22 protein-coding genes and 2 pseudogenes are annotated in these 22,311 nt (G+C 64.8%); all 24 read left to right on the plus strand.

The features are described from left to right. Positions 1-967 precede the first annotated feature (967 nt). Positions 968-1,693 (plus strand): annotated as a pseudogene (locus ABD906_RS00770) (phage portal protein); the annotation flags it as partial. Then, positions 1,686-2,012, plus strand: coding sequence for a DUF6107 family protein (locus tag ABD906_RS00775; protein WP_345097674.1), 327 nt, complete (start codon positions 1,686-1,688; stop codon positions 2,010-2,012). The pseudogene ABD906_RS00770 and the gene ABD906_RS00775, both read left to right, overlap by 8 nt. A 128-nt stretch (positions 2,013-2,140) precedes the next feature. Next, the gene (locus tag ABD906_RS00780) at positions 2,141-2,806 is read left to right on the plus strand and encodes an HK97 family phage prohead protease (RefSeq protein WP_345097675.1); all 666 of its coding nucleotides are present in this window, start codon (positions 2,141-2,143) and stop codon (positions 2,804-2,806) included. Positions 2,807-2,815: 9 nt separating this feature from the next. Then, on the plus strand, positions 2,816-4,063 hold the full coding sequence (locus ABD906_RS00785) for a phage major capsid protein (protein ID WP_345097676.1): 1,248 nt from the start codon (positions 2,816-2,818) through the stop codon (positions 4,061-4,063). A 247-nt stretch (positions 4,064-4,310) separates the two neighbouring features. Next, positions 4,311-4,883 (plus strand): head-tail connector protein, encoded by a 573-nt coding sequence (locus ABD906_RS00790; RefSeq protein ID WP_345097677.1) that lies wholly within the window; start codon positions 4,311-4,313, stop codon positions 4,881-4,883. Continuing rightward, positions 4,880-5,215, plus strand: coding sequence for a phage head closure protein (locus tag ABD906_RS00795; protein ID WP_345097678.1), 336 nt, complete (start codon positions 4,880-4,882; stop codon positions 5,213-5,215). The genes ABD906_RS00790 and ABD906_RS00795 overlap by 4 nt, the downstream gene beginning before the upstream one ends. Positions 5,216-5,356: 141 nt before the next feature. Further along, complete coding sequence (locus ABD906_RS00800; RefSeq protein WP_345097679.1) at positions 5,357-5,764, plus strand: DUF3168 domain-containing protein; 408 nt, start codon at positions 5,357-5,359, stop codon at positions 5,762-5,764. Between the two features lie 90 nt (positions 5,765-5,854). Continuing rightward, positions 5,855-6,271 carry a phage major tail protein, TP901-1 family gene (locus ABD906_RS00805; RefSeq protein WP_345097680.1) on the plus strand — a complete coding sequence of 139 codons (417 nt, stop codon included), beginning with the start codon at positions 5,855-5,857 and terminating at the stop codon, positions 6,269-6,271. Beyond that, complete coding sequence (locus tag ABD906_RS00810; protein WP_345097681.1) at positions 6,268-6,609, plus strand: gene transfer agent family protein; 342 nt, start codon at positions 6,268-6,270, stop codon at positions 6,607-6,609. Before ABD906_RS00805 ends, ABD906_RS00810 begins: the two co-directional genes overlap by 4 nt. After that, positions 6,606-6,854 (plus strand): phage tail assembly chaperone, encoded by a 249-nt coding sequence (locus ABD906_RS00815; RefSeq protein ID WP_345097683.1) that lies wholly within the window; start codon positions 6,606-6,608, stop codon positions 6,852-6,854. The genes ABD906_RS00810 and ABD906_RS00815 overlap by 4 nt, the downstream gene beginning before the upstream one ends. Next, complete coding sequence (locus tag ABD906_RS00820; RefSeq protein ID WP_345097684.1) at positions 6,847-7,404, plus strand: phage tail tape measure protein; 558 nt, start codon at positions 6,847-6,849, stop codon at positions 7,402-7,404. Before ABD906_RS00815 ends, ABD906_RS00820 begins: the two co-directional genes overlap by 8 nt. Before the next feature lie 120 nt (positions 7,405-7,524). Next, positions 7,525-8,157: a phage distal tail protein, Rcc01695 family gene (locus ABD906_RS00825; protein ID WP_345097685.1), complete on the plus strand. Its 633-nt coding sequence runs from the start codon at positions 7,525-7,527 to the stop codon at positions 8,155-8,157. A gap of 71 nt (positions 8,158-8,228) precedes the next feature. Beyond that, positions 8,229-9,041, plus strand: coding sequence for a DUF2163 domain-containing protein (locus tag ABD906_RS00830; RefSeq protein ID WP_345097686.1), 813 nt, complete (start codon positions 8,229-8,231; stop codon positions 9,039-9,041). Then, positions 9,038-9,490: an NlpC/P60 family protein gene (locus ABD906_RS00835; protein ID WP_345097687.1), complete on the plus strand. Its 453-nt coding sequence runs from the start codon at positions 9,038-9,040 to the stop codon at positions 9,488-9,490. Before ABD906_RS00830 ends, ABD906_RS00835 begins: the two co-directional genes overlap by 4 nt. Before the next feature lie 3 nt (positions 9,491-9,493). Beyond that, a pseudogene (locus tag ABD906_RS16070) lies at positions 9,494-13,379 on the plus strand (baseplate multidomain protein megatron). Between the two features lie 88 nt (positions 13,380-13,467). Beyond that, entirely contained in the window at positions 13,468-13,752 is a 285-nt protein-coding gene (locus ABD906_RS00855; RefSeq protein ID WP_345097689.1) for a hypothetical protein, read from the plus strand. A gap of 44 nt (positions 13,753-13,796) precedes the next feature. Continuing rightward, positions 13,797-14,462: a response regulator transcription factor gene (locus ABD906_RS00860; protein ID WP_345097690.1), complete on the plus strand. Its 666-nt coding sequence runs from the start codon at positions 13,797-13,799 to the stop codon at positions 14,460-14,462. After that, on the plus strand, positions 14,455-15,879 hold the full coding sequence (locus ABD906_RS00865; RefSeq protein WP_345097691.1) for a sensor histidine kinase: 1,425 nt from the start codon (positions 14,455-14,457) through the stop codon (positions 15,877-15,879). Before ABD906_RS00860 ends, ABD906_RS00865 begins: the two co-directional genes overlap by 8 nt. A gap of 111 nt (positions 15,880-15,990) precedes the next feature. After that, complete coding sequence (locus ABD906_RS00870; RefSeq protein WP_345097692.1) at positions 15,991-16,404, plus strand: hypothetical protein; 414 nt, start codon at positions 15,991-15,993, stop codon at positions 16,402-16,404. Between the two features lie 81 nt (positions 16,405-16,485). Beyond that, entirely contained in the window at positions 16,486-17,628 is a 1,143-nt protein-coding gene (gene ccmI / locus ABD906_RS00875) for a c-type cytochrome biogenesis protein CcmI (RefSeq protein ID WP_345097693.1), read from the plus strand. Then, positions 17,625-18,077 carry a cytochrome c maturation protein CcmE gene (gene ccmE / locus ABD906_RS00880; protein ID WP_345097694.1) on the plus strand — a complete coding sequence of 151 codons (453 nt, stop codon included), beginning with the start codon at positions 17,625-17,627 and terminating at the stop codon, positions 18,075-18,077. The genes ccmI and ccmE overlap by 4 nt, the downstream gene beginning before the upstream one ends. Further along, entirely contained in the window at positions 18,074-20,053 is a 1,980-nt protein-coding gene (locus ABD906_RS00885) for a heme lyase CcmF/NrfE family subunit (RefSeq protein ID WP_345097695.1), read from the plus strand. The genes ccmE and ABD906_RS00885 overlap by 4 nt, the downstream gene beginning before the upstream one ends. 6 nt (positions 20,054-20,059) lie before the next feature. Then, positions 20,060-20,527, plus strand: a complete 468-nt coding sequence (locus tag ABD906_RS00890) for a cytochrome c-type biogenesis protein (RefSeq protein WP_345097696.1) — start codon at positions 20,060-20,062, stop codon at positions 20,525-20,527. A 179-nt stretch (positions 20,528-20,706) separates the two neighbouring features. Continuing rightward, entirely contained in the window at positions 20,707-22,230 is a 1,524-nt protein-coding gene (locus ABD906_RS00895) for a Do family serine endopeptidase (RefSeq protein WP_345097697.1), read from the plus strand. Positions 22,231-22,311 lie beyond the last annotated feature (81 nt).

Genomic DNA, 22,311 nt, shown 5'->3' on the forward strand with positions numbered 1-22,311 from the left:
CTTCAGCTATGACACGACGCTGGAGGGCCTTGCATATACCCCGGCCGGCGACGTTCGAGTCGGTGAGTGCAATGCTGGCGGCGACGGTTGCGAGACGATCCTGTACTCGGCGGTCAATGGCAAGCAGATCACGCCGTACCGGGTGAAGTTCTGTCCGGGTCAGGATCCCGTCTACTATGACCAGAACAATGCCGAGGTCGACGTCAGCTCGATTTCGGGAACGCTGGTTCCGTCGGGCGATGTCGACGTCGAAAAGCAGATCATGTGCGACGGGACGAACACCTTCGTACGCTGGTTTGTCTACGTTGCAAGCGATCCGAGCCTCAACTTCAGCTACGACACAACGCTGGAGGGCACGGCTTACACGCCGGCGGGCGCCGTCACTGTGGGCGACTGCAGGTCCGGCGACGGCTGCGAGACGATCCTGTACTCGGCGGTCAATGGCAAGCAGATCACGCCGTACAGGGTGAAGTTCTGTCCGGGCCAGGATCCCGTCTACTATGACCAGAATAATGCCGAGGTCGACGTCAGCTCGATTTCGGGAACGCTGGTTCCGTCCGGCGACGTCGACGTCGAAAAGCAGATCATGTGTGACGGGTCGACGACGTTCATCCGCTGGCTCGTCTATGTGACGAGCGACCCGAGCCTGAACTTCAGCTATGACACGACGCTGGAGGGTGCGGCTTACACGCCGGCGGGTGATGTGCGCGTTGGTGAATGCACGTCCGGCGACTGCGAGACGATCCTCTACTCGGCGGTCAACGGCAAGCAGATCACGCCGTACAGGGTGAAGTTCTGTCCGGGCCAGGATCCCGTCTACTATGACNGGCCAGGATCCCGTCTACTACGACAAGAACAATGCCGAGGTCGATGTCAGCTCGATTTCCGGAACACTGGTTCCGTCCAGTGATGTCGACGTCGAAAAGCAGCTCGGGTCGCTTGCCACATAGACGAACCACCGGACAAACGTCGTCGTCCCGTCGCACATGATCTTGACGAGCCGCCGCTGGCGCTGCACGTGCGGCTGTTCCACCCGCTCGACGATCACTACGGGTTCGCGCCGCTGTCGGCGGCTGTGCACGCGCTCGACATTCACAATGCCGCGGCCCGCTGGAACAAGGCGCTGCTCGACAATTCGGCCCGGCCGTCCGGAGCGCTGGTGTATGCGCCGAAGGACGGGGGAAACCTGACGGACGAGCAGTTCGAGCGCCTCAAGGCGGAGCTGGAGCAGGGCTATGCGGGTACCAGCCGGGCCGGGCGGCCGCTGCTGCTCGAGGGCGGGCTCGACTGGAAGGCGATGAGCCTTTCGCCCAGGGACATGGACTTCATGGAGGCGCGCAACGGTGCGGCGCGCGACATCGCGCTCGCGCTCGGCGTGCCGCCCATGCTGCTCGGGATTCCCGGGGACAACACCTATGCGAACTACCAGGAGGCAAACCGCGCCTTCTACCGGCTGACGGTGCTGCCGCTGGTCGGAAAGATCGTGAAGGAGTTCGAGGTCTTTCTCGGACGCAGGTTCGGGGACGGATTGCGGCTAGCCATCGACGCGGACCAGATCGAGGGGCTGGCCGCCGAACGTGAGGCCCTGTGGTCTCGTGTCGGCAACGCCACATTCCTGACGGATGACGAAAAGAGGGCGGCGGTCGGCTACCAGCCGCTGGACCTTGGCAATACAGGTGACGATCATGGCTGATCTCAATGAGGCAGGCGGGTTGTGGCTCGCCAAGACAAGCGGTGCGATCGCCGGATCGGCCATTTCCATCGCCTATTTTCTGCCGGCGGGACGGCGCGAGGCGGCTATCCGCTTCGCGGTTGGCGTGGCGTGCGGTCTCGTTTTCGGCAGTACGGCGGGGATCAAGATCGCCACCGAGCTGGGTGTAGCCGAGTATCTCGCGCCGTTCGAGATGGTGCTGATGGGATCGGCGACCGCGAGCCTGTGCGCGTGGAACGCCATCGGGATAGCGGTGCGGATGCTCGATCGGCGGGCAAAGGGCGGTTCCGAAAAGACATAAAGGGTATTGTGCTGCGTCGGGCGGGTCGCAGCGGGGCTGAAAATTGATGGCCGGCGGCGGGTCTTCCCGGACGCCGGGATGAAGCATTGCGCCGCGCAAGGCGGCGCACGCGTGGGGGCGACATTTCCATGATAGCGAGAGAACGCAAGTTCGCCGGGCTCGACCTGGCGGAGGTGCAGGAGGACGGCACCTTTTCAGGCTATGCCAGCGTGTTCGGGCGGGTGGATCTCGGACGGAACGTGGTCGAAAGGGGCGCATTCGCCGACTCCATTATCAGGCGGGGTCCAGCTGGTGTCCGAATGCTGTTCCAGCATGATCCGGGGCAGCCGATCGGGAGCTGGCAGGAGATCCGCGAGGATGCGCGTGGGCTGTTCGTCGTGGGCAAGCTGACGACGGGCGTGGCGCGGGCGCGCGAGGTGCTGGAACTCGTGCGCAGCCGGGCCATCGACGGGCTTTCGGTAGGGTTCCGCACCATTCATTCAACCAAGGATGCGCGCACGGGCATCCGACACATTCGCAAGGCCGACCTGTGGGAAATCTCGGTAGTGACATTTCCCATGAATCCGGAGGCCAGGATCGAGCAGGTGAGAGGGATCAGAACAGGGGGAGAACTGCCAACCATCAGGGAATTCGAGCACTGGCTCCTGCGGGATGCGGGGCTGACCCGAAGCGAGGCCCGGACAGTGATTGCAAAGGGCTTCGCTCATCTCAAGCGCGAGCGGGACGCCGCGAAAGGCAAGCCGCTTCAACTGGCGGAGACGATCCGCAGGGCGGCAAGGTTGTTCCAACAGTGAGCGAATGTCATGACAGCAGGGGCACAGGCGGGCGCGGTGGAGACCAAGTCCGCGGATATCAGCGCGGCGCTCGAGGAGCTGATGTATTCCTTCGAGGCCTTCAAGGAAGCCAACGATCAGCGGCTGAAGGAGCTGGAGCGGCGATCGGCCGATCCGCTGACGGCGGAGAAGGTGGAGCGCATCTCCGAGGCGCTCGATGAGCAGAAGCGTCTCATCGATGCGGTGGTTCTGAAGAATTCCAGGCCGCCGCTGGCGCTGGACGGTGGGGCGTCGGCACATCCACCAAGCGAACACAAGCAGGCCTTCGAGGCCTATGTGCGCACGGGCGATGAGCGCAGGCTGCGGAGCCTGGAAGAGAAGGCCATGTCCTATGGCACGCCGGCCGATGGCGGCTATCTCGTGCCGGACGAGACGGAAAACGAGATCGGCCGACGGCTCGCGCAAATCTCGCCGATACGCTCCATCGCTTCGGTGCGGAAGATTTCCTCGGCAGTGCTGAAGAAGCCGTTCGCGACGACCGGCATCGGCACCGGCTGGGTGGCGGAAACGGCAAGCCGCACCCAGACCACAACGAACACGCTGGCGGAGTTGTCTTTCGCGACCGCGGAGCTGTACGCGATGCCGGCGGCGACTGCGGCGTTGCTAGAGGACAGCATGGTTGACCTCGACGCCTGGATCGCGGGCGAGATCGAGACGGTGTTCGCGGAACAGGAGGGCAAGGCGTTCGTCGAGGGCGACGGGTCGAACAAGCCGAAGGGGTTTCTCTCCTACACGACGGTGGCGGATGCCAGCTGGAGCTGGGGAAACCTGGGCTACATCGCGACGGGCAATGCTTCGGGTCTTGCCTCCTCTAGCCCGACGGACACGCTGATAGACCTCGTCTATGCGCTCAAGGCGGGCTACCGCCAGAACGCGACCTGGGTGATGAACCGCAAGACGCAGGCGGCGCTGCGCAAGCTCAAGGACGATAACGGCCAGTACATCTGGCAGCCGCCGGCGGCAGCCGGAAGCCGGGCGATGCTGATGGGCTTCCCCGTCGTGGAGGCGGAGGACATGCCCGACATCGGCGCCGGCAATTATCCGATCGCGTTCGGCGATTTCCGCCGCGGCTATCTGGTGGTCGACAGGGCTGGGGTGCGGATCCTGCGCGACCCGTATTCCGCCAAGCCGTACGTGCTGTTCTACACGACCAAGCGTGTGGGTGGCGGCATCCAGGATTTCGAGGCGATCAAGCTGCTGAAGGTCGCTGCGAACTAGGGGCGTTCCGATTTCCAAACGGAAAACGCTGAGCAAATCAGCATCTCGTCTTGCACGGTTCCGGACGGACGGCGACTGCCTTCGGTCCGGACCTGCGGCACCATCGACGCCGGTTCGCTGCGGCACCAGGTTGTGCATGCCGCGGCGGGGCAGCGGTCCCGGTTGTCCTCCCGCCGGGACCGCCTCCTTTTCAATGCGCGCCGGTCAACAGGCAGGCACGGGAGGATTCTCGAAAGGGGGCGTTTCCATGACATTGATACGGACGGTCGAACCGGCCGCCGAACCCGTCACACTTGCCGGAATGAAGGCCCATCTGCGCGTGACGCATTCGAGTGAGGACGAGCTGATTTCCGGTCTCATCAAGGCTGCGCGCGAAGAAGTGGAACGTAGCACATCGCTTGCGCTCATCCGCCAGTCGTGGCGGCTGGTGCTGGGCGAGTGGCCGCGCGACGGCTGCATTTCCCTCCAACCCAATCCGGTCATCGGTGTGTCATCCGTCGCCGTGTTCGACGAGAACGGGGACGAGACGATCCTGCCGGCCGGATCCTATCTCCTGGACAACATTTCCAATCCTGCCCGACTTCAGCTCAAGGATATGGCGGCACCGGGGAAGGCGCTGAACGGCATAGAGGTCGAATTCGAGGCCGGTTACGGCGACAGCGGCGTGGAGGTGCCCGAGGGCCTGAAGCGGGCGATCGGCATTCTCGTCGCCTACTGGTACGAGTTCAGGGGCGCCTATGGGGCGAAAGACCAGCCGGTAGCCATTCCAGGCGAGTACCTGCGGATCATCCGGCATTTCAGGGCGCCGAGGCTCAGATGAAGCTCGAATATCTCGATCCGGGAAAACTGAGGACCGAACTCAGGGTCGAACGGGTCGCGACCGTGGATGACGGGGCGGGCGGCCACGAGGAGACCTGGGAGGAATGGTGCGTGCTGTTCGGACAGGTCGAGCCGGTGCGGGCGCAGAGCTACTTCGGCGCGGGGCAGGCGCATGAGCGCGTGACGCACCGGGTGGTCGTGCGCTGGCGAGAGGGGTTGCGGAGCGGGATGCGGTTTGTCACGGACGGGCGGCGGCTCCACATCGTGACGTTGCGCGATCTCGACCAGCGAGGGCGGTATCTCATGTGCGAGGTGCGGGAGGAGGGGCAGTGATGATTTCGATTGGCGTTGCGATGAACGGGCTGATCCGTGCGCTGCGGGTGAAGCGCCTGGCGCTGGCGAACAGGGTTGAGCGGCGGGAGGTGTCACCGAGGCTCGCGCAGGCAAGGCGCGGAAGGAAAAGGGAGCGAGGCGATGAACGCGGCCGCGCTTGACCTGCAGGAGGCAGTAGTTACGGCGCTTCGGGGGCACGAGGCGCTGGTGAGCGCGCTGGGCGGTCAGAAGATCCACGATCTGACGCCGGCCGCGCTGCCGTTTCCCTACATCACCTTCGGCAGGACTGAAGTCTACGATTGGAGCGCAGACCAGAGCGAGGGCAGCGAGATTCTGTTCAGCCTGCATGTCTGGTCCAAGCACAGGGGGCGCAGGGAAGCATTGCAGCTCATCGACCTGGTGGCGGAGGCTCTCGATGAGGGACGGGTGGTGCCCACGCGTCATCATCTCGTCACCTGCACACCGGATGCAACCGAGGTCCGGTACGACGAGGACCTCGACGCGTTCGAGGGCGCCGTACATGTCCGCGCCCTGATGGAGCCGGCCTGAGCGGCCGGTCCGATCTTCTTTCCACAAAACGTTTGGGCAGTTCCGGGGGGCGGCTTTGCCGTTCACGGAACCCACTCAGGGGGCATTCTCATGGTGGCGCAGAGGGGCAAGGACCTGATCCTAAAGCTGGATCTGGCAGGGGACGGCACGTACGCGACCGTCGCCGGGTTGAGGTCGAAACGGCTCGCGTTCAACAGCGAGACCGTCGATATCACAGATGCGGAATCCGAAGGACGCTGGCGGAAGCTGCTGGCGGGAAGCGGGGTGCAAAGGGCTTCCATAAGCGGTTCGGGCATCTTCAAGGACGCGGCGTCGGATGCGGCAATCCGCGAGCGGTTCTTCAATGGAACAATTGCCCAGTGGCAGCTGGCGATACCCTCGTTCGGGTTTGTCACAGGGCCGTTCCAGATCACGGCACTAGAATATTCGGGCAATCACGACGGCGAGGTGGTGTTCGAGATCGCGCTCGAATCCGCGGGCAAACTCACCTTCACGGAGGCCGCATGATCGTCAATCGCAGGCGGGGCGAGATCAGCGCGAGGCTCGATGGGCGGGAGTATCGCCTGTGTCTTACGCTGGGGGCGCTGGCGGAGCTGGAGGCCGCGTTCGAGACGCAGGACATCAATGCGCTGGTGGAGCGGTTCTCGAACGGCAGGCTGTCGGCAAGGGACATGGCGGCGGTGATCGGCGCGGGGTTGCGCGGTGGCGGCAACGATATCCCCGACGCCGAGGTGCTTGCCATGCGATGCGAGAATGGGGCGGTGGGTTTCGCGCGCATCGTCGCTGAACTGCTTTCCGTGACATTCGGGGAGCAGGAAGGGCGAAAGAGCGAGGCAAACCCTTGAAAGCCGCAACGGCGCAGCGCGAGCCGTTTCCCTGGCAGCAGGCGATGGGGATCGCGTTCGCGTGGTTGCGGCTTTCGCCAAAGGATTTCTGGGCAATGAGCCCGCGGGAGCTCGCCGCTGCGCTCTCGGTCTTCGAGCCGGGCGAAGGGCAGGCGCTGCAGCGCAGAGAACTGGAAGAGCTGATGCGGCTGTTCCCCGACGCAGGTGTGCCGGGCAGCAAAGGAGGGGGTAGACAGGATGGCTGAAGAGGTACGGGTGCCAATCGTTGCGGATACCGCGCCCTTCGAGCGCGCGCTCAACAACCTGACGGCCTTGTCGCAGACGTTCGGGGAGCAGCTTGGAGGGGCGCTCAAAGGCGCCGTGGTGAACGGAAAGTCGCTCGAGGACGTGTTGCGTCGGATCGGGCTCAGCCTGGCGGGCATGGGGCTGGAGCAGGGGCTCAATCCGCTGAAGAGCCTGATGGGCAACGTTTTCGGCAGTGTGTTTCGCGGGATCATGCCGTTCGCGGAGGGGGGCGTGGTGCCGTTCGCAGCCGGCGGTGTGGTATCGAGCCCTACCTATTTCCCGGCTGGGAGAAACATCGGCCTGATGGGTGAAGCGGGGCCGGAAGCTATCCTGCCGCTGCAGAGAACGGCGGACGGGCGGCTTGGGGTCGCGGCTGCGGGCGGGCGCGGGGGAGCTGTGCAGGTGGTGTTCAACGTGACGGCGCAGGACGCGGCTTCCTTCCGCAAGTCCGAGGCACAGATCACCACGATGCTGGCGCGGGCCGTCTCGCGCGGGGCGCGAGGGCTCTGACCGGTCTCTCTTGAAGGTATGGGAGGGAGCCGGGGCCGCATCTCCCGAAGCGCATCCCTTCTTTGGGCGGGCTCGCTGCCCGGCAAGCAGAAAGTCACCTGAAAACTGGCGGGGGCCAGAATGGACAGTTTTCATGATGTGCGCTTTCCGGCGCGGATCGCGTTCGGCGCGACCGGCGGGCCGGTACGGCGTAATGAAATCGTTCAGCTCACATCCGGAGTGGAGAAGCGGAACGCCAGAACCGCGCATTCGCGCAGGCGGTATGATGCGGGGACGGGGCTCCGTTCGGTTGAAGACCTTTACCTGGTGATGGAGTTCTTCGAGGCGAGGCGGGGTTCCCTGCATGCCTTCCGATTCCGAGACCCGTTCGACATGAAGTCATGCGCGCCCAACGAGACCGTATCGGCGCTCGATCAGACGCTCGGCATTGGCGACGGCGAGACGAAACGGTTCCAGATTGTGAAGATCTATGGGAGCGGGCCGGACGCCTATTCCAGGATCATTCGATATCCGGTGGCGGAGACTGTTCGGGTGGCCGTGAACCGGGTGGAAAAGATTCGAGAGGAGGATTTTTCGGTCGGCCCCGGCGGCGAAGTGGTGTTTGAGGAGCCGCCGCCGGAAGGATCGGTCATCACCGCCGGATTCGAGTTCGACGTGCCGGTGCGCTTCGACACGGAGCAGATTTCGGCGGGCATCACGTCCTTTCAGGCCGGGCACATTCCCTCCATCCCGCTGATCGAGGTGCTGTCATGACCGTGCTGCCGGACGATCTTGCGTCCCATCTGGAAGGGGAGGTGACCACCGTCTGCCAATGCTAGCGTATCGTGCGGCGCGACGGGCACACCATGGGATTCACAGACCATGACGGCGCGCTGGACTGCGACGGCACGGTGTTCCGGCCGGAGAGCGGGCTTGCCGCGTCTGAAGCGCGGCGTTCGCTGGGGATGGCCGCCGACGCGACCGACGTGCAGGGGGTGCTCTCCTCGGCGGACATCAGCGAGGAGGACATCATCGCGGGTGTTTATGACGGGGCGGTGGTGGAGACGCTGCTCGTCAACTGGATGGCTCCCAGCCAGTTCGCGCGGATCGGGCGATGGGTCATCGGGCAGATCTCCCGACGCGACGGGCATTTCGTGGCCGAACTCGAAAGCCTTGAACGGATGCTCGACCGAACGAACGGGCGGACGCTGAGACGCACCTGCGACGCCGAGCTGGGAGACGCACGATGCGGCGTTGACCTCCATGCGCCGGGTTTCAAGAGCGAGGGGATCGTAGAGGAAGTCAGGGCGTTTGCGGTGCTGGTTTCGGGGCTGGAAGGTTTCGAGGGCGGCTGGTTCAGCCATGGCATTCTGACGTGGGGGAGCGGAAGCCTGGCAGGGCGCAGTGAGCAAATTGTCGCGCACCGCAAGGAGGGCGGACTGGACCGGCTGGATCTCCGGGGGGTGGAGCCTATTGCAGCGCTGAAGGGTGATGTCTTCACGGTGACGGCCGGCTGCGACAAGTCCTTTGCAACGTGCAGGGCAATATTTGGCAACGCCATCAATTTCCGCGGTTTCCCCCACCTGCCGGGCAATGACGCCGCATACAGCTACGTCACCGAGGATCAAGTGTTTGACGGGGGGCCGATCGTTCCATGAGCGACCAAACAGCAATGTGGGGACGGACCGTGGCGGCTGCGGCTCTGGAATGGGTGGGAACACCGTACCGCCATCAGGGCAGCTGCAAGGGCGTGGGCTGCGACTGCCTCGGACTGGTCAGGGGCGTTTGGCGTGCGCTCTACGGCAGGGAGCCGGAACCTCCGGTCCATTACAGCCGGGACTGGGCCGAGGCGGGTGGCGAGGAGCTGCTGCTGGAAGCTGTACGCAGGCACTTCGTCACCTGTCCAGACGGGAAGACCGATACAGGACGGCTCATCGTGTTCCGCTGGCGGCCGGACGTGCCGGCCAAGCATGCCGGCATCTGCATCGATGGCGAACGCTTCGTTCACGCCTACGAGGGGACGGCCGTGACTGTCTCCCGCCTGGTGCCGCAATGGCGGCGGAGGATCGCACGTGTCTTCGCTTTTCCAGAGAGAGTGGGGGCTTGAGCCATGGCAACGATCGTCTTGCAGAGCGCGGGCGCGAGGCTAGGCAGCATGTTCGGTGCCGTGGGGGCGGCGATCGGCGCGGCCGTCGGAGCTTTTGCGGGCTACATGGTCGACCGGGCGATCCTTACGCGCGGCCAACACTACGAAGGACCGCGGCTCGGGCAGGGCCGTCCGATGACGGCCGAAGAGGGCAGTCCGCTGCCCAGGGTCTATGGTACCATGCGCGTGGGTGGCGCGCTGATCTGGGCGACGCGCTTCGAGGAACGCTCGACGACGACGCGGGCCGGCAAGATGGGGCCCAAGCAGACCACGTATTCCTATTTCGCCAATGTCGCGCTGGCGCTGTGCGAAGGGGAGATTGCGGGGGTGCGCCGCATCTGGGCGGACGGGCGCGAGCTCGACCTCAGCAACTACGAGTTCCGCGTCTACCGGGGAGACGAGGAGCAGCTTCCCGACCCATTGATCGAGGCGAAGCAGGGTGTTGGCAATGCTCCCGCCTATCGCGGCGTGGCCTATGTGGTGTTCGAGCGGTTCCCCATCGACGATTTCGGACGGCGCATCCCGCAGTTCCAGTTCGAGGTGCTGCGCCCGGGCGGGGCGCTCTGCGAACGGATCCGTTCGGTGGCGCTGATACCAGGATCTACCGAATATGGCCTCTCACCACACCTCATCACCGTTGCTGGCGAACCAGGGGAGACGATCGCGGTCAACCGTCACAATGCTTACGGTCGCACGGATTTCGATGCGGCAGTGGACGAGCTGCTGGCCATCTGCCCCAACCTGAAGAGCGTTTCACTGGTGGTCAGCTGGTTCGGGACGGACCTGCGGGCGGCCATTGCCGGATCGAGCCGCGCGTCACCCGGGCGGAAGGCAACTATTCACTGCCGTGGCGCGTGTCCGGCCTGACCCGGGCCCAGGCGCAGACCGTCTCGCAGCACGACGGCAGGGCCGCCTACGGAGGAACTCCCGCCGACAGGACTGTCGTCGACGCGATACGGGCGCTCAAGGCGCGCGGTCTCAAGGTCACCCTTTATCCGTTCGTCATGATGGACGTGCCGGAGAACAACGGGTTTCCGGATCCCTACGGCGACGTGGCGCAGGCGGCGTATCCCTGGCGCGGTCGGATCACCTGTGATCCGGCTCCCGGCAGGCCGGGCAGCGCGGACCGGACGGGGACAGCGCGGACGCAGGTCGAGGCATTCCTGGGATCGGCCGGAGCAACGCAGTTCGTCCATGGTGGCGATACGGTGGCCTTCACCGGCAATGCGAACGACTGGGGATTCCGCCGCCACATCCTGCACTACGCCCATCTCGCTGCCATGGCGGGGGGCGTCGACGGGTTCATCATCGGTTCGGAGATGCCCGGTCTCACCCGCGTGCGAGATACGGGCAACGCGTTTCCGTTCGTGGAAGGGCTGGTGGCGCTGGCAGAGGATGTCCGTTCCATTCTCGGTGGCGGAACGCGGATCACCTATGCCGCCGATTGGAGCGAATACTTCGGCTACCATCCGCAGGACGGGTCCGGCGACGTCTTCTTCCACCTGGACGAACTATGGGCCAGCGAGGCGATCGACTGCATCGGCATCGACAACTACATGCCGCTTTCCGACTGGCGGGACGAAGACGTATCCGGGGGTAATCCTGACGGGGCGGCCAGCGCCTATGATCTTGTGGCCCTGAAAGCGGCGATTACGGGCGGCGAAGGCTTCGACTGGTACTATGCAAGCCCTGCCGACCGGCATGCGCGCGTGCGGACGCCGATAGGAGATGGAGCCACGGCAAGGACTGGGTGTTCCGATACAAGGACCTTCCCGGTTGGTGGTCGAATCTGCATTACAATCGGATCGGCGGCGTGGAACAGGCACAGCCCACGGCGTGGGTGCCCATGTCGAAGCCCTTCCATTTCACCGAGCTCGGTTGCGGGGCGGTGGACAAGGGGCCCAATCAGCCGAACCTGTTTCGCGACCCGAAGTCCGCTGAGAACGGTATCCCACATTTTTCGAACGGCGGCCGGTCCGACCTCGCACAGTACCGGTTCCTGCTAGCCCATCACCTGCACTGGCAGGAGGGTGGCGAGGAGGCTAACCCAACGTCTCCGGTCTATGGCGGTCGGATGGTGGATCCGGACGCGCTCTCTGTCTGGGCATGGGACCTGCGGCCCTTTCCGGCCTTTCCCGTCCAGAAAGAGGTCTGGGGAGACGGCGAGAACTGGATCTGTGGCCACTGGCTCAACGGGCGGCTGAACGCGATACCGGTCGGCGCGCTGATCGACCGGATCATGGCGGATTTCGGCCTGCCGGCGGCCGCCACGTCGCGGGCGGACGGAATGGTGAGCGGCTATGTGATCGCCAATCCCACGACGGCGCGCGCCGCGCTCGAACCGATCGTGGAGCTGTTCGGCATTTCCGTACGCTCGCAAGGGGACCGGCTGGTGTTTGCGACCGAGGGGATGGAGCAGACCGATACAATTCCGGCAGGCGATCTCGTCATTCCCGACGAGGGCGACGTGCTCGCCCGCGTGCGGACGCCGGATCACGATCTCCCCGGCCAAGTGCACCTCGACTTTCGCGACCAGCTCAACGAGCATCAGTCCGCCACCGCCTGCGTCGATTTGGCCGGGACCGAGGGGGCGGGCACGCGCTTCATCAGCTTTCCGGGCGTGCTGGCGGCGGACGAGGCGGAGACACTGGCTGCCAATTTCCTGCACCGCATCTGGGACAGGCGGGAGGGGGTCTCCTTCGCCTTGCCAATAACGCGTCAGGACGTGCGGGTCGGCAGGATAATCCGCCTCGACGGAGAGGATCGGGACTACCTGGTAACAGAGATCGAGGAGGGGCTCGTCCGTCGGGTACAGGCGGTGCGCATCCGACGCTCGCCGGACATGCCAGCGACTGAAGGAAGAATTCCCGCAGGCGGCGGTGGCGAGCCGCTGACCTTCGGGAAGCCATACGCCCTGCTCATGGATCTGCCTCTCGTGAATGGGGAGGATCAACCGCATGAGCGTCTGCGCATCGCGGTGCGGGCGAAGCCGTGGAAAAGTCAGGCCGTCTACCGTTCGCCGGAGACGACGGGCTTTTCGTTCCGGGGAGTGGTGGCTGAGCGAGCGATCATCGGCGAGCTTGTCGCGCCGCTACCGGGCACGGCTGTAACCGGACGGCTCGATCCCGTTTCCCGGGTGGACGTGCGGCTGTTCGATGGCGAACTGGAAAGCGTGTCGCTGCCGCTCCTGCTGGGGGGCGCAAATGCGGCGGCCGTGCTTGCAGACAATGGCGTCTGGGAAATTCTCCAGTTCCATAAAGCGCAGGAGATTGCCGTCAACCGATGGGTTCTGGACGGTCTCTTGCGCGGGCAGCACGGCACGACAGACGCAATGCGCGCTGGGGCCGGCGCGGGTTCTCCCTTCGTGCTGCTTAACGGGGCTGTCACCGCCGCAGGACTGAGGCCCGAGGAGACGGGACTTCTCCTCAACTGGCGCATCGGACCAGCCGGATTCGATCTTTCCGACACCCATTTTTCCTCGCTTGGCGCAAGCGGAGGAACGAGGGCCCTGCTGCCCCTTGCTCCGGTCCATCTCCGGTGCAGGATCAATGGCGGGGACGTGCATTTCTCCTGGACACGAAGCGATCGCAGCGCGGAGTCCGACAGCTGGCTCAGCGAGGACATTCCGCTGAGCGAAACCGACGAGCGATATCTGGTGGAGGTGGTCGCGGATGACGGAGAGACGGTCGTTCGGTCCCAGATGGTCAGCGTGCCCGTGTGGGTCTATCCGTCAGCCGAAATCTTGGGCGACTTCGGCGTGATGCCGGATGCCGTCACCCTGCGGGTGAGGCAGATCAGCGTGAGGGTCGGGCCCGGAGTGGCCGCCGAACGCAGATTCAATCTGGCGTAAGTGTGGCATTGGCCGGGCCGATGGTTTTATGCTTAATTACGCTCCACGTTCATTCACCATTCATACGTGCTATCCTAAACCTCGCCTCATGACAAACGCCCGCCTGACCATTTTCGGACTCTTCGCCGCAGCAGCAACCCTGCTGGTTGCCGCGCCTGCCCGTGCTGCGGAGGACAATGCCCCGCTGGTTCTGGCGCAGGGCGCCGATTGCTATGCGATCGGGCAACGGGTCGCCGCCCAGATGGGAGGACAGCTCGCCGCCGCCAATGCGGAGAATCAGGGCGGACAGATCGTGTGCCGGATCGTCGTACTGATCCCGGGCGGGAATGGCGAGCGACCACGCCGCGAGGAAGTGGTGGTGCCCGCCCGATGAGCCAGCCGTTCATGTGACCGCAGTCAGTCAGAGACCGTCCCGCGATGAGAATCCTTGTTGTTGAAGACGATCGGGAGCTGAACCGCCAGATTACCACGGCGCTGGAGAATGCGAGCTACGTGGTCGACCGCGCCTTCGACGGCGAGGAGGGGCATTTCCTGGGAGACACCGAGCCCTATGACGCTGTCATCCTGGATATCGGCCTGCCGCGCATGGATGGCATCAGCGTGCTGGAACGCTGGCGGCGTGACGGGCGAAAGATGCCCGTGCTGATCCTGACCGCGCGCGACCGCTGGAGCGACAAGGTCGCCGGCATCGACGCCGGTGCCGACGACTATGTCACAAAACCTTTCCACATGGAGGAAATCCTGGCCCGAGTGCGGGCCCTGATCCGCAGGGCGGCGGGGCATGCGAGTTCAGAGCTCACCTGCGGGCCGCTGCGGCTCGACACGACCACGTCAAAGGCGGATGTAAACGGCATTCCGCTCAAGCTCACGTCGCACGAATACCGGATGCTCGCCTATCTCATGCACCACAAGGGCGCCGTCGTGTCCCGCACCGAGCTGGTGGAGCACCTCTATGACCAGGACTTCGACCGCGACTCCAACACGATCGAAGTGTTTGTCGGACGGTTGAGGAAGAAGATCGGCGCGGATCTGATCGAAACCGTACGCGGCATGGGCTACCGCATACGGGAACCGAATGAGTGAGAATACGCCCCATCCGTTCTCACTGAAGGGGCTCGCTGCCCGGCTGCGGGGCCTCGGCCAGCGGCTGACCTTCCGCGTCGTCGCCATTTCCTCCCTGTGGGCGATCATCTCGCTCATCGTCATCGCCACGGTCATCACCGCACTCTTCAGGCAGGTCAGTCACCGCGGTTTCGAGACCGTCCTTTCAGCTCACCTCTTCAACCTGATCGCTTCCGTCAGCGCCAACGAGGACGGATGGATCTCGGGCTCGCCCAATCTCGGCGATCTGCGTTTCTCCGAACCGCTCTCCGGCTGGTACTGGTCGGTGGAGCCCGTCTCTCCCGGCTTGAGCAACGCGCTGCGTTCCTCATCGCTCGCGGGCTTTCCGCCTCCTCCGGAGGATCCTTCCGTTCCGTTCGATTCCGACTACCGGCGGCAGTATCTGTCGACCGGGCCCCGCGGCGAGCAGGTCGAGGTGATCGAGGCCGAGGTGGTGCTGGGTCAGGGCGACCGGATCGTGCGGTTTCGCGTGATGGGTAACCGGACGGAACTTGAACGCGAGATCACAAGCTTCACCCGGCGGCTGCTCGCCTATCTCGCCATGTTCGGCGCCGGAATGGTAATCATCAACGTGGCGGCCATCCTGCTGGCGCTGAAGCCGCTTCGCAGCATCCGCGACGCGCTGGCGAACATCCGCGCCGGCACCGCCGAGAAGCTCACCGGACCTTTCCCCGCCGAAATCGCACCGCTCGCCGATGAAACCAACGCCCTCATCGACAGCAACCGCCGGATCATCGAGCGGTCGCGCAAGCAGGTAGGCAACCTTGCGCATTCGCTGAAGACGCCGCTCACCGTCATCATGAACGAGGGCCGCGCGATGGGCGACCAGCGCGGCGAGCTCATCAGCAACCAGGCGGAGGCGATGCAGAAGCAGATTGATCACTATCTGCAGCGCGCCCGCGCGGCCGCGCAACGCAGCACGCTGTCCGTCCGCACCGACGTGAACGATACCGTGCAGCGGCTGGCACGCGTGTTCGCCAAGCTGGCGCGCGACAAACAGCTGGCGCTGGACCTGCCCGAACGCCCGCTCTTCTTCGCCGGAGAGAAAGAGGACCTTGAGGAAATCATCGGCAATCTGCTGGAGAACGCGGCCAAGTGGGCGCAGAGCAGAATTGCCGTTTCGCTGACATCCACCGGCATGACACGGGTGGACCGGACGATGTTCCAGATCGCGATCGAGGACGACGGCCCGGGCATTCCGGAAGATCAGGCAAAGCAGGCGCTCAAGCGGGGGCGGCGCCTCGACGAGACGAAACAGGGAAGCGGCCTTGGCCTCGCCATCGTGGCGGATCTGGTCGATGAGTATGGTGGAGAACTGCGCCTCGTCCGGTCGGAACTTGGCGGATTGCGCGCAGAGGTGGAGTTGCGCATTGCTTGATTATAACGGGCTTATGCGCCTAAGTAGAACCTCCAGCAGATTCCGGTCTGGAAGGGCAGGGACGGTAAGGGATCTGACGTCTGGGAACTGGACGTGAGAATGAGGAGTTTCATGCGTCACGCATGTCTGATGATCAGCTCTCTGGCAGCGATGCTTCTCGCCGGATGCTCTGGCAGCAGGATCCCTGTTGCATCAGGAAGTGTCGCGTTCACGCCACCGCTGATGGGTGGCGCTGCGGCAACGTCCGGTCTCGTCTCCCAGGCGAACGTTCGGTTGTCGCGGGCCGATCTCGCTTCCGCGCTGGCGGCTGAGCAGCGCGCGCTGGAGGCGGCTCCCGCCGGCCAGCCGGTGGAGTGGCAGGGTAGCGGCGGCAGCAGCGGTACGGTCATCGCCGCCCAGCCCTACCGGGTGGGTTCGCAGGATTGCCGTCCCTACTCGCACGTGGTCCGCGCGGGCGGTCCCGCCCAGTCGCTGCGCGGCACGGCATGCCGCAACCCTGACGGGACATGGTCGCTGCTCAATTAGCGCCCGAATTCACCAAATCTTGTCAAAAGGCCGCAACCGCCTCGGTTGGCAGTGCTGGGAATTGTCGCTATTTGAGGCGCTATGCTGTTCTGGATCATAACCGCCGTTCTCACCGCTGCCGCCTCGCTGGCGGTGATGTATCCGTTTCTGCGGCGGGACAAGGGAGCTGCGGAAGCCGCCTATGACCTTGCCGTCTACAAGGACCAGCTGGCCGAGCTCGAGAACGAGGTGAAGCGCGGCCTGATCTCCGAGGCCGACGCCGCGGAGGCGCGCGCCGAAATAGGTCGTCGCATCCTCAAGCTAAACGCGACCCAGGAGCGTTCTGCAGCTGCCGGGACTTCCAGCAAGGCCGTCCGCGCGATCGCCGTCCTGGGCGTTCTTGCCGTGCCGGTGGTCAGCTGGGCGGTCTATTCCTATCTCGGCTCTCCCGGTGTGCCGGCCATGCCGCTGGCGGCCCGGCTGCAGGAAGATCCGGCGAACGCGCCGATTTCGGAACTCATCGCCAGGGCAGAGGCCCATCTGGCGAGCAATCCGGATGACCGGCGCGGCTGGGAGGCGCTTGCGCCGATTTACATGCGTCTCGGCCGCTTCGCCGATGCGGCGCGTGCTTACCAGCAGATCATTGCGCTCGGCGGGGCGACGGCCAATACCTACGCCATGCTTGGCGAGGCGCTCGTGGGTATCGAACAGGGCATCGTCACCGCGGAGGCTGTGAAGGCGTTCGAGAACGCGCTTGCCGAGGATCCGGCGGAGCCGCGGTCGCGCTTCTTCGTCGCGCTGGCCAAGGCGCAGGAGGGCAAGATCGAGGAAGCCCGCGCGCTCTGGACCCAGATGGTGGCCGACCTGCCCGAGGGATCGCCCTGGCGCGGCATCGCCGAGGAAGCTTTGAAGGGAAGGGGACCGGACGGCGAGGCATCCGCACAGGACCAGGCTGGCAGCGCGGGGCCTCGGGCTGATGGCGGCAGTCAGCAGTCGCCGGATGGCCAGCAGCAGATGATCGAGGAGATGGTGGCCAGGCTTGATGCCCGGCTGCGGGAAAGCCCCAACGATCCGGAGGGTTGGCAGCGCCTCGTGCGTTCCTATATCGTCCTGCAGCGCACTGACGCTGCCCGGGACGCCCTTCAGCGCGGAGTGAAGGCGCTGGGCGAGAACACGGAAGCTGCCAGGGATTTGAGCTCCTTCGCCAGGGGGCTCGGCCTTGTACTGCCTGAGGATGAGCAATGACGCGCAAACAGAAGCGGGCGATCGTGATCGCCGCCGGCATGTGTTTTCTCGCCCTGGCCGCGGGCCTTACCCTGGTCGCCCTCGGCCAGCAGACATCCTATTTTTACATGCCAGCGGATGTGCTGGCCAATCCCGTCCAGGCGGGTGAGCGCATCCGGCTCGGCGGACTTGTCGAAGACGGATCGGTCGAGCGGATCGACGGGACGACGGTCCGTTTCTCCGTGACCGATGGCCAGCATTCCATCAAGGTGGGCTACACGGGCATCCTGCCCGACCTTTTTAGGGAAGGGCAGGGCGTGGTGGCCGAAGGCACGTTCGGGGCGGATGGCACCTTCGTCGCCGACAGCGTGCTCGCCAAGCACGACGAGAACTACATGCCGCGCGAGGTTGCCGACCGGCTGAAGGAAAGCGGCGTGTGGGAAGGGCAGGAAGGCGGTTCGGACAAATGACCGTTGAGCTTGGCCATTTCGCGCTGGTCCTCGCGCTTGCGCTCTCCATCGTCCAGGCAGTGGTTCCGCTGGCGGGTGCCCGCCTCGAGAGCACGCAGCTCATGCGCGTCGGCGAGCCGGTGGCGGTGGCCGGCTTCCTTCTGGTGGCGGCCGCCTTCGCCACGCTGGTCCACGGCTATGTCACGTCGGACTTCTCCATTCTGAACGTGTGGGAAAATTCCCATTCGGCGCAGCCGCTTCTCTACAAGATCACCGGTACGTGGGGTAACCACGAGGGCTCCATGCTGCTGTGGGTGCAGATCCTCACCTTCTTCAGCGCGCTGGTGGCTGTTTTCGGGCGGAACCTTCCGCCCTCCCTCAGGGCGAACGTCCTGTCCGTGCAGGGCATGGTCGGAACCGCGTTCCTGCTGTTCATCCTCTTTACCTCCAATCCGTTCACCCGCCTGGTTCCGGCGCCATTCGAGGGCAAGGATCTCAATCCGCTGCTGCAGGACATCGGGCTCGCGCTGCATCCGCCGCTGCTCTACCTCGGCTATGTTGGCTTCTCGGTCGCCTTTTCCTTCGCGGCCGCCGCGCTCATCGAGGGTCGTATCGACGCCGCATGGGCGCGCTGGGTGAGGCCGTGGACGCTGATGGCCTGGGCGTTCCTCACGGGCGGCATCGCCATGGGCTCCTACTGGGCCTATTATGAGCTCGGCTGGGGCGGCTTCTGGTTCTGGGATCCCGTCGAAAACGCCTCGCTGATGCCGTGGCTCGCGGGCACGGCGCTGCTGCATTCGGCCATCGTCATGGAAAAGCGCTCGGCGCTCAAAATCTGGACGGTGCTGCTGGCGATCCTCACCTTCTCGCTGTCGCTGGTGGGAACGTTCCTGGTGCGATCCGGCGTGCTCACGTCCGTTCACGCCTTCGCCACCGATCCGACCCGCGGCGTCTTCATCCTGGCGATCCTGATGATCTTCATAGGCGGCTCGCTGGCGCTGTTCGCGCTGCGTGCGAGCTCGCTTACGGCGGGCGGACTGTTCCACCCGATCTCGCGCGAGGGGTCGCTGGTGCTCAACAACCTGATCCTCAGCACCTGCACGGCGACCGTGCTGGTGGGAACCCTCTACCCGCTGCTGATCGAGGCGCTGACGGCCGAGAAGATTTCCGTCGGCGCGCCCTTCTTCAACCTCACCTTCATCCCCCTTGCCATACCGCTGCTGATCGCCGTGCCGTTCGGGCCGCAGCTTGCCTGGAAGCGCGGTGACCTGCTTGCCGCCGCACAGCGCCTGTTCGCAGCCTTCGCCATCTCGGCGGCGGTCATCATCGGCGTCCTGTTCTTCGTCGACAGGGCCTCGACCGTCGCGGCGCTCGGCATCGGCCTTGGCTTCTGGCTCATCTTCGGTTCCCTCACGGACATCGTGTTCAAGGCGGGCGTGGGCAAGGCCAGCCCCGGCGTGGTCTTCAGCAGGCTCAAGGGACTGCCGCTTTCAGTCTTCGGCACGGCCGTCGCCCATGCCGGCATCGGCCTCACGGTCATCGGGCTTTCATGCGTGACCACCATGCAGGTGGAATGCATCACCGTCATGAAGCCCAACGATGTGGTCGAGGCGGGCGGCTATACCATGCGGTTCCGGGAAATCGCGGCGCTCAAGGGCCCCAATTTCGGCGAAGACCGGGCAGTCTTCGATCTTACGGGGCCTGATGGCCGCAGGCTTGGCGAGATCGCGTCGTCCAAGCGGATCTATACGGCGCGCGCCATGCCGACCACCGAGGCCGGCATCCGCACCTTCGGCTTCAGCCAGCTCTACGTCTCCATCGGCGATGCGACTGAGAGCGGCCTCGTGGTCCATGCCTGGTGGAAGCCTCAGGTGACGCTCATCTGGTGGGGCGCGGTGGTGATGATGTTCGGCGGGTTTCTGTCGCTCTGCGACCGCCGCCTGCGTGTCGGCGTTCCGACGCGGCGGAAGGCAGCCCTCCAGGCAGCCAAGGGGTAAATACCCATGCGCAAGATTCTGCTCGCACTTTTCCTCGTCTTCGCTTCGGCCAACCTCGCGGCGGCGGTCGTGTCGCCCGACGAGATGCTGGACGATCCGGCGCTCGAGGCGCGGGCCCGCGCGCTGTCGGCGCAGCTGCGCTGCATGGTCTGCCAGAACCAGTCCATCGATGACTCGTCCGCGGAACTGGCGCGCGACCTGCGCCTGCTGGTCCGCGAACGCATCCTCGCCGGTGACACCGACGAGCAGGTCATCAGCTATCTTACCTCGCGCTACGGCGAGTTTGTGCTGCTCAAGCCGCAGTTCAACGCGCGCAACCTCATCCTCTGGGGCACCCCGGTGATCGTGCTGATTGCCGGCGGCATCCTTGTACTGGCGGCGACGCGCCGGCGCGCCCGCGCAAACCGTCCCGTGGAACGGCTGACGCCCGAGGAGGAAGCCGCTCTGCGGAAGGCGCTCGATTCCCAGGATTGATACGCGGGATCGGCAGGTTCTTTCCCGCTCCTGCGGCAGCCGCACGGCTTCTTGTCAAAACATTACGAAAGTTTCATCAGTTGGAAATGGCGCCGTAAGGTGCGCAATCCTATCTCGTGGGCTAGACAGAGTTTCGGACAACAGCCCAAGAGGCTTGCGTAAGAGGAGCAGTTCCAGCGATGAATTCCGAGAAGATCAAGTTCCGGACCAGGAAGAGTCTCATTGCAACGGTGGCGACGCTCGCCCTTGCCGGTGCAGTTGGCCTCGGCGCTGTTGGTACAGGCGTAGCCCCCGTTTTCGCCGACCCGGTCAAGCTTTCCAAGCCGATCGATACTCCCAGTTTCGCTGATGTGGTCGAGCTGGTGTCGCCCGCCGTCGTCAGCGTGCGTGTAAGCAGCACCGAGCCGGATCGCGACATGGCAATGGCGCCGTTCCCCGGCTTCCCCGGATTCGAGGATCTTCCGCGGGATCATCCGCTGCGCCGCTTCTTCGACCAGTTCCGTGGCGAGCAAAACCAGCGCGGCGCGCGTCCGCCCCGCCGTGAGCGGGGACCGCAGAAGCCGCGTCCGGTGGCCCAGGGTTCCGGCTTCTTCATCTCCGAGGATGGCTACCTCGTCACCAATAACCACGTGGTCGAGGGCGGCAGCGAGTACACCATCGTGCTGAACGACGGCACCGAGCTCAAGGCCGAGCTTGTCGGTGCTGATCCCCGCACCGACCTCGCCGTGCTCAAGGCGCAGGCCGACCGCAAGTTCACCTATGTCGAATTCGCCGACGACTCGAAGATGCGGGTGGGCGATTGGGTCGTGGCCGTCGGCAACCCGTTCGGCCTCGGCGGCACGGTGACGGCCGGCATCATCTCCGCGCGCGGCCGTGACATTGGCGCAAGCTTCTATGACGACTTCATCCAGATCGACGCGGCGGTCAACCGCGGCAACTCCGGTGGCCCGACCTTCAACCTCGCCGGTGAGGTCGTCGGCGTGAACACAGCGATTTTCTCGCCGTCCGGTGGCAACGTCGGTATCGCCTTCGCGATCCCTGCGGGTCTTGCCAAGAACGTGGTCGAGGACCTGATCAAGGACGGCGCCGTCGAGCGCGGCTGGCTCGGCGTCCAGATCGCCGACGTGTCCAAGGAGATCGCCGAGTCGGTCGGCCTCGCCGAGGCAAAGGGCGCGCTCATTAATGACGTGAACGACGGAGAGCCCGCGGAAAAGGGTGGCATCAAGGCTGGTGACATCATCGTCTCCGTCAACGGCGAGACCGTCAGCTCTTCCCGCGATCTTGCCCGCAAGATCGGCAGCCAGAAGCCCGGCGCTGAGGTGGAAATCGGTCTCTGGCGCAACGGCAAGTCCGAGACCCTGACCGTCAAGCTGGGCAAGATGCCGGGCAACGACCAGATGGCCAAGGCTTCGCCCAGAGACAGGAATCAGTCCGAGGCGACGGTGACCAACTTCGGCCTGTCCGTCACTCCGGCTGAGGATGGCGAGGGCGTGCTGGTCACCGACGTGGAGCCGGACAGCGAGGCCGAGGCCGCGGGCATCATGCCGGGCGACGTGATCAAGGCGGTGAACTCGAAGCAGGTCGCTTCGGCCAAGGACATTCAGGACGCCGCGGAAGAGGCCCGCAAGGCCGGCCGCAGCCGCGTCTTCGTCCAGATCGTGCGCGACAACGCCAACCGCTTCGTCACGCTGCCGATCAGCTGATTTCTCCACCGCTGCATGCCGGGGGCGTGGTTCCATGCCCCCGGTCCTCCCTGTAAGTACGGTCCCACGTTTCCCGAAACT

The sequence above is a fragment of the Chelativorans composti genome (genome assembly GCF_039541695.1).
In the GTDB taxonomy this organism is placed as follows: Bacteria; Pseudomonadota; Alphaproteobacteria; order Rhizobiales; family Rhizobiaceae; genus Chelativorans; species Chelativorans composti.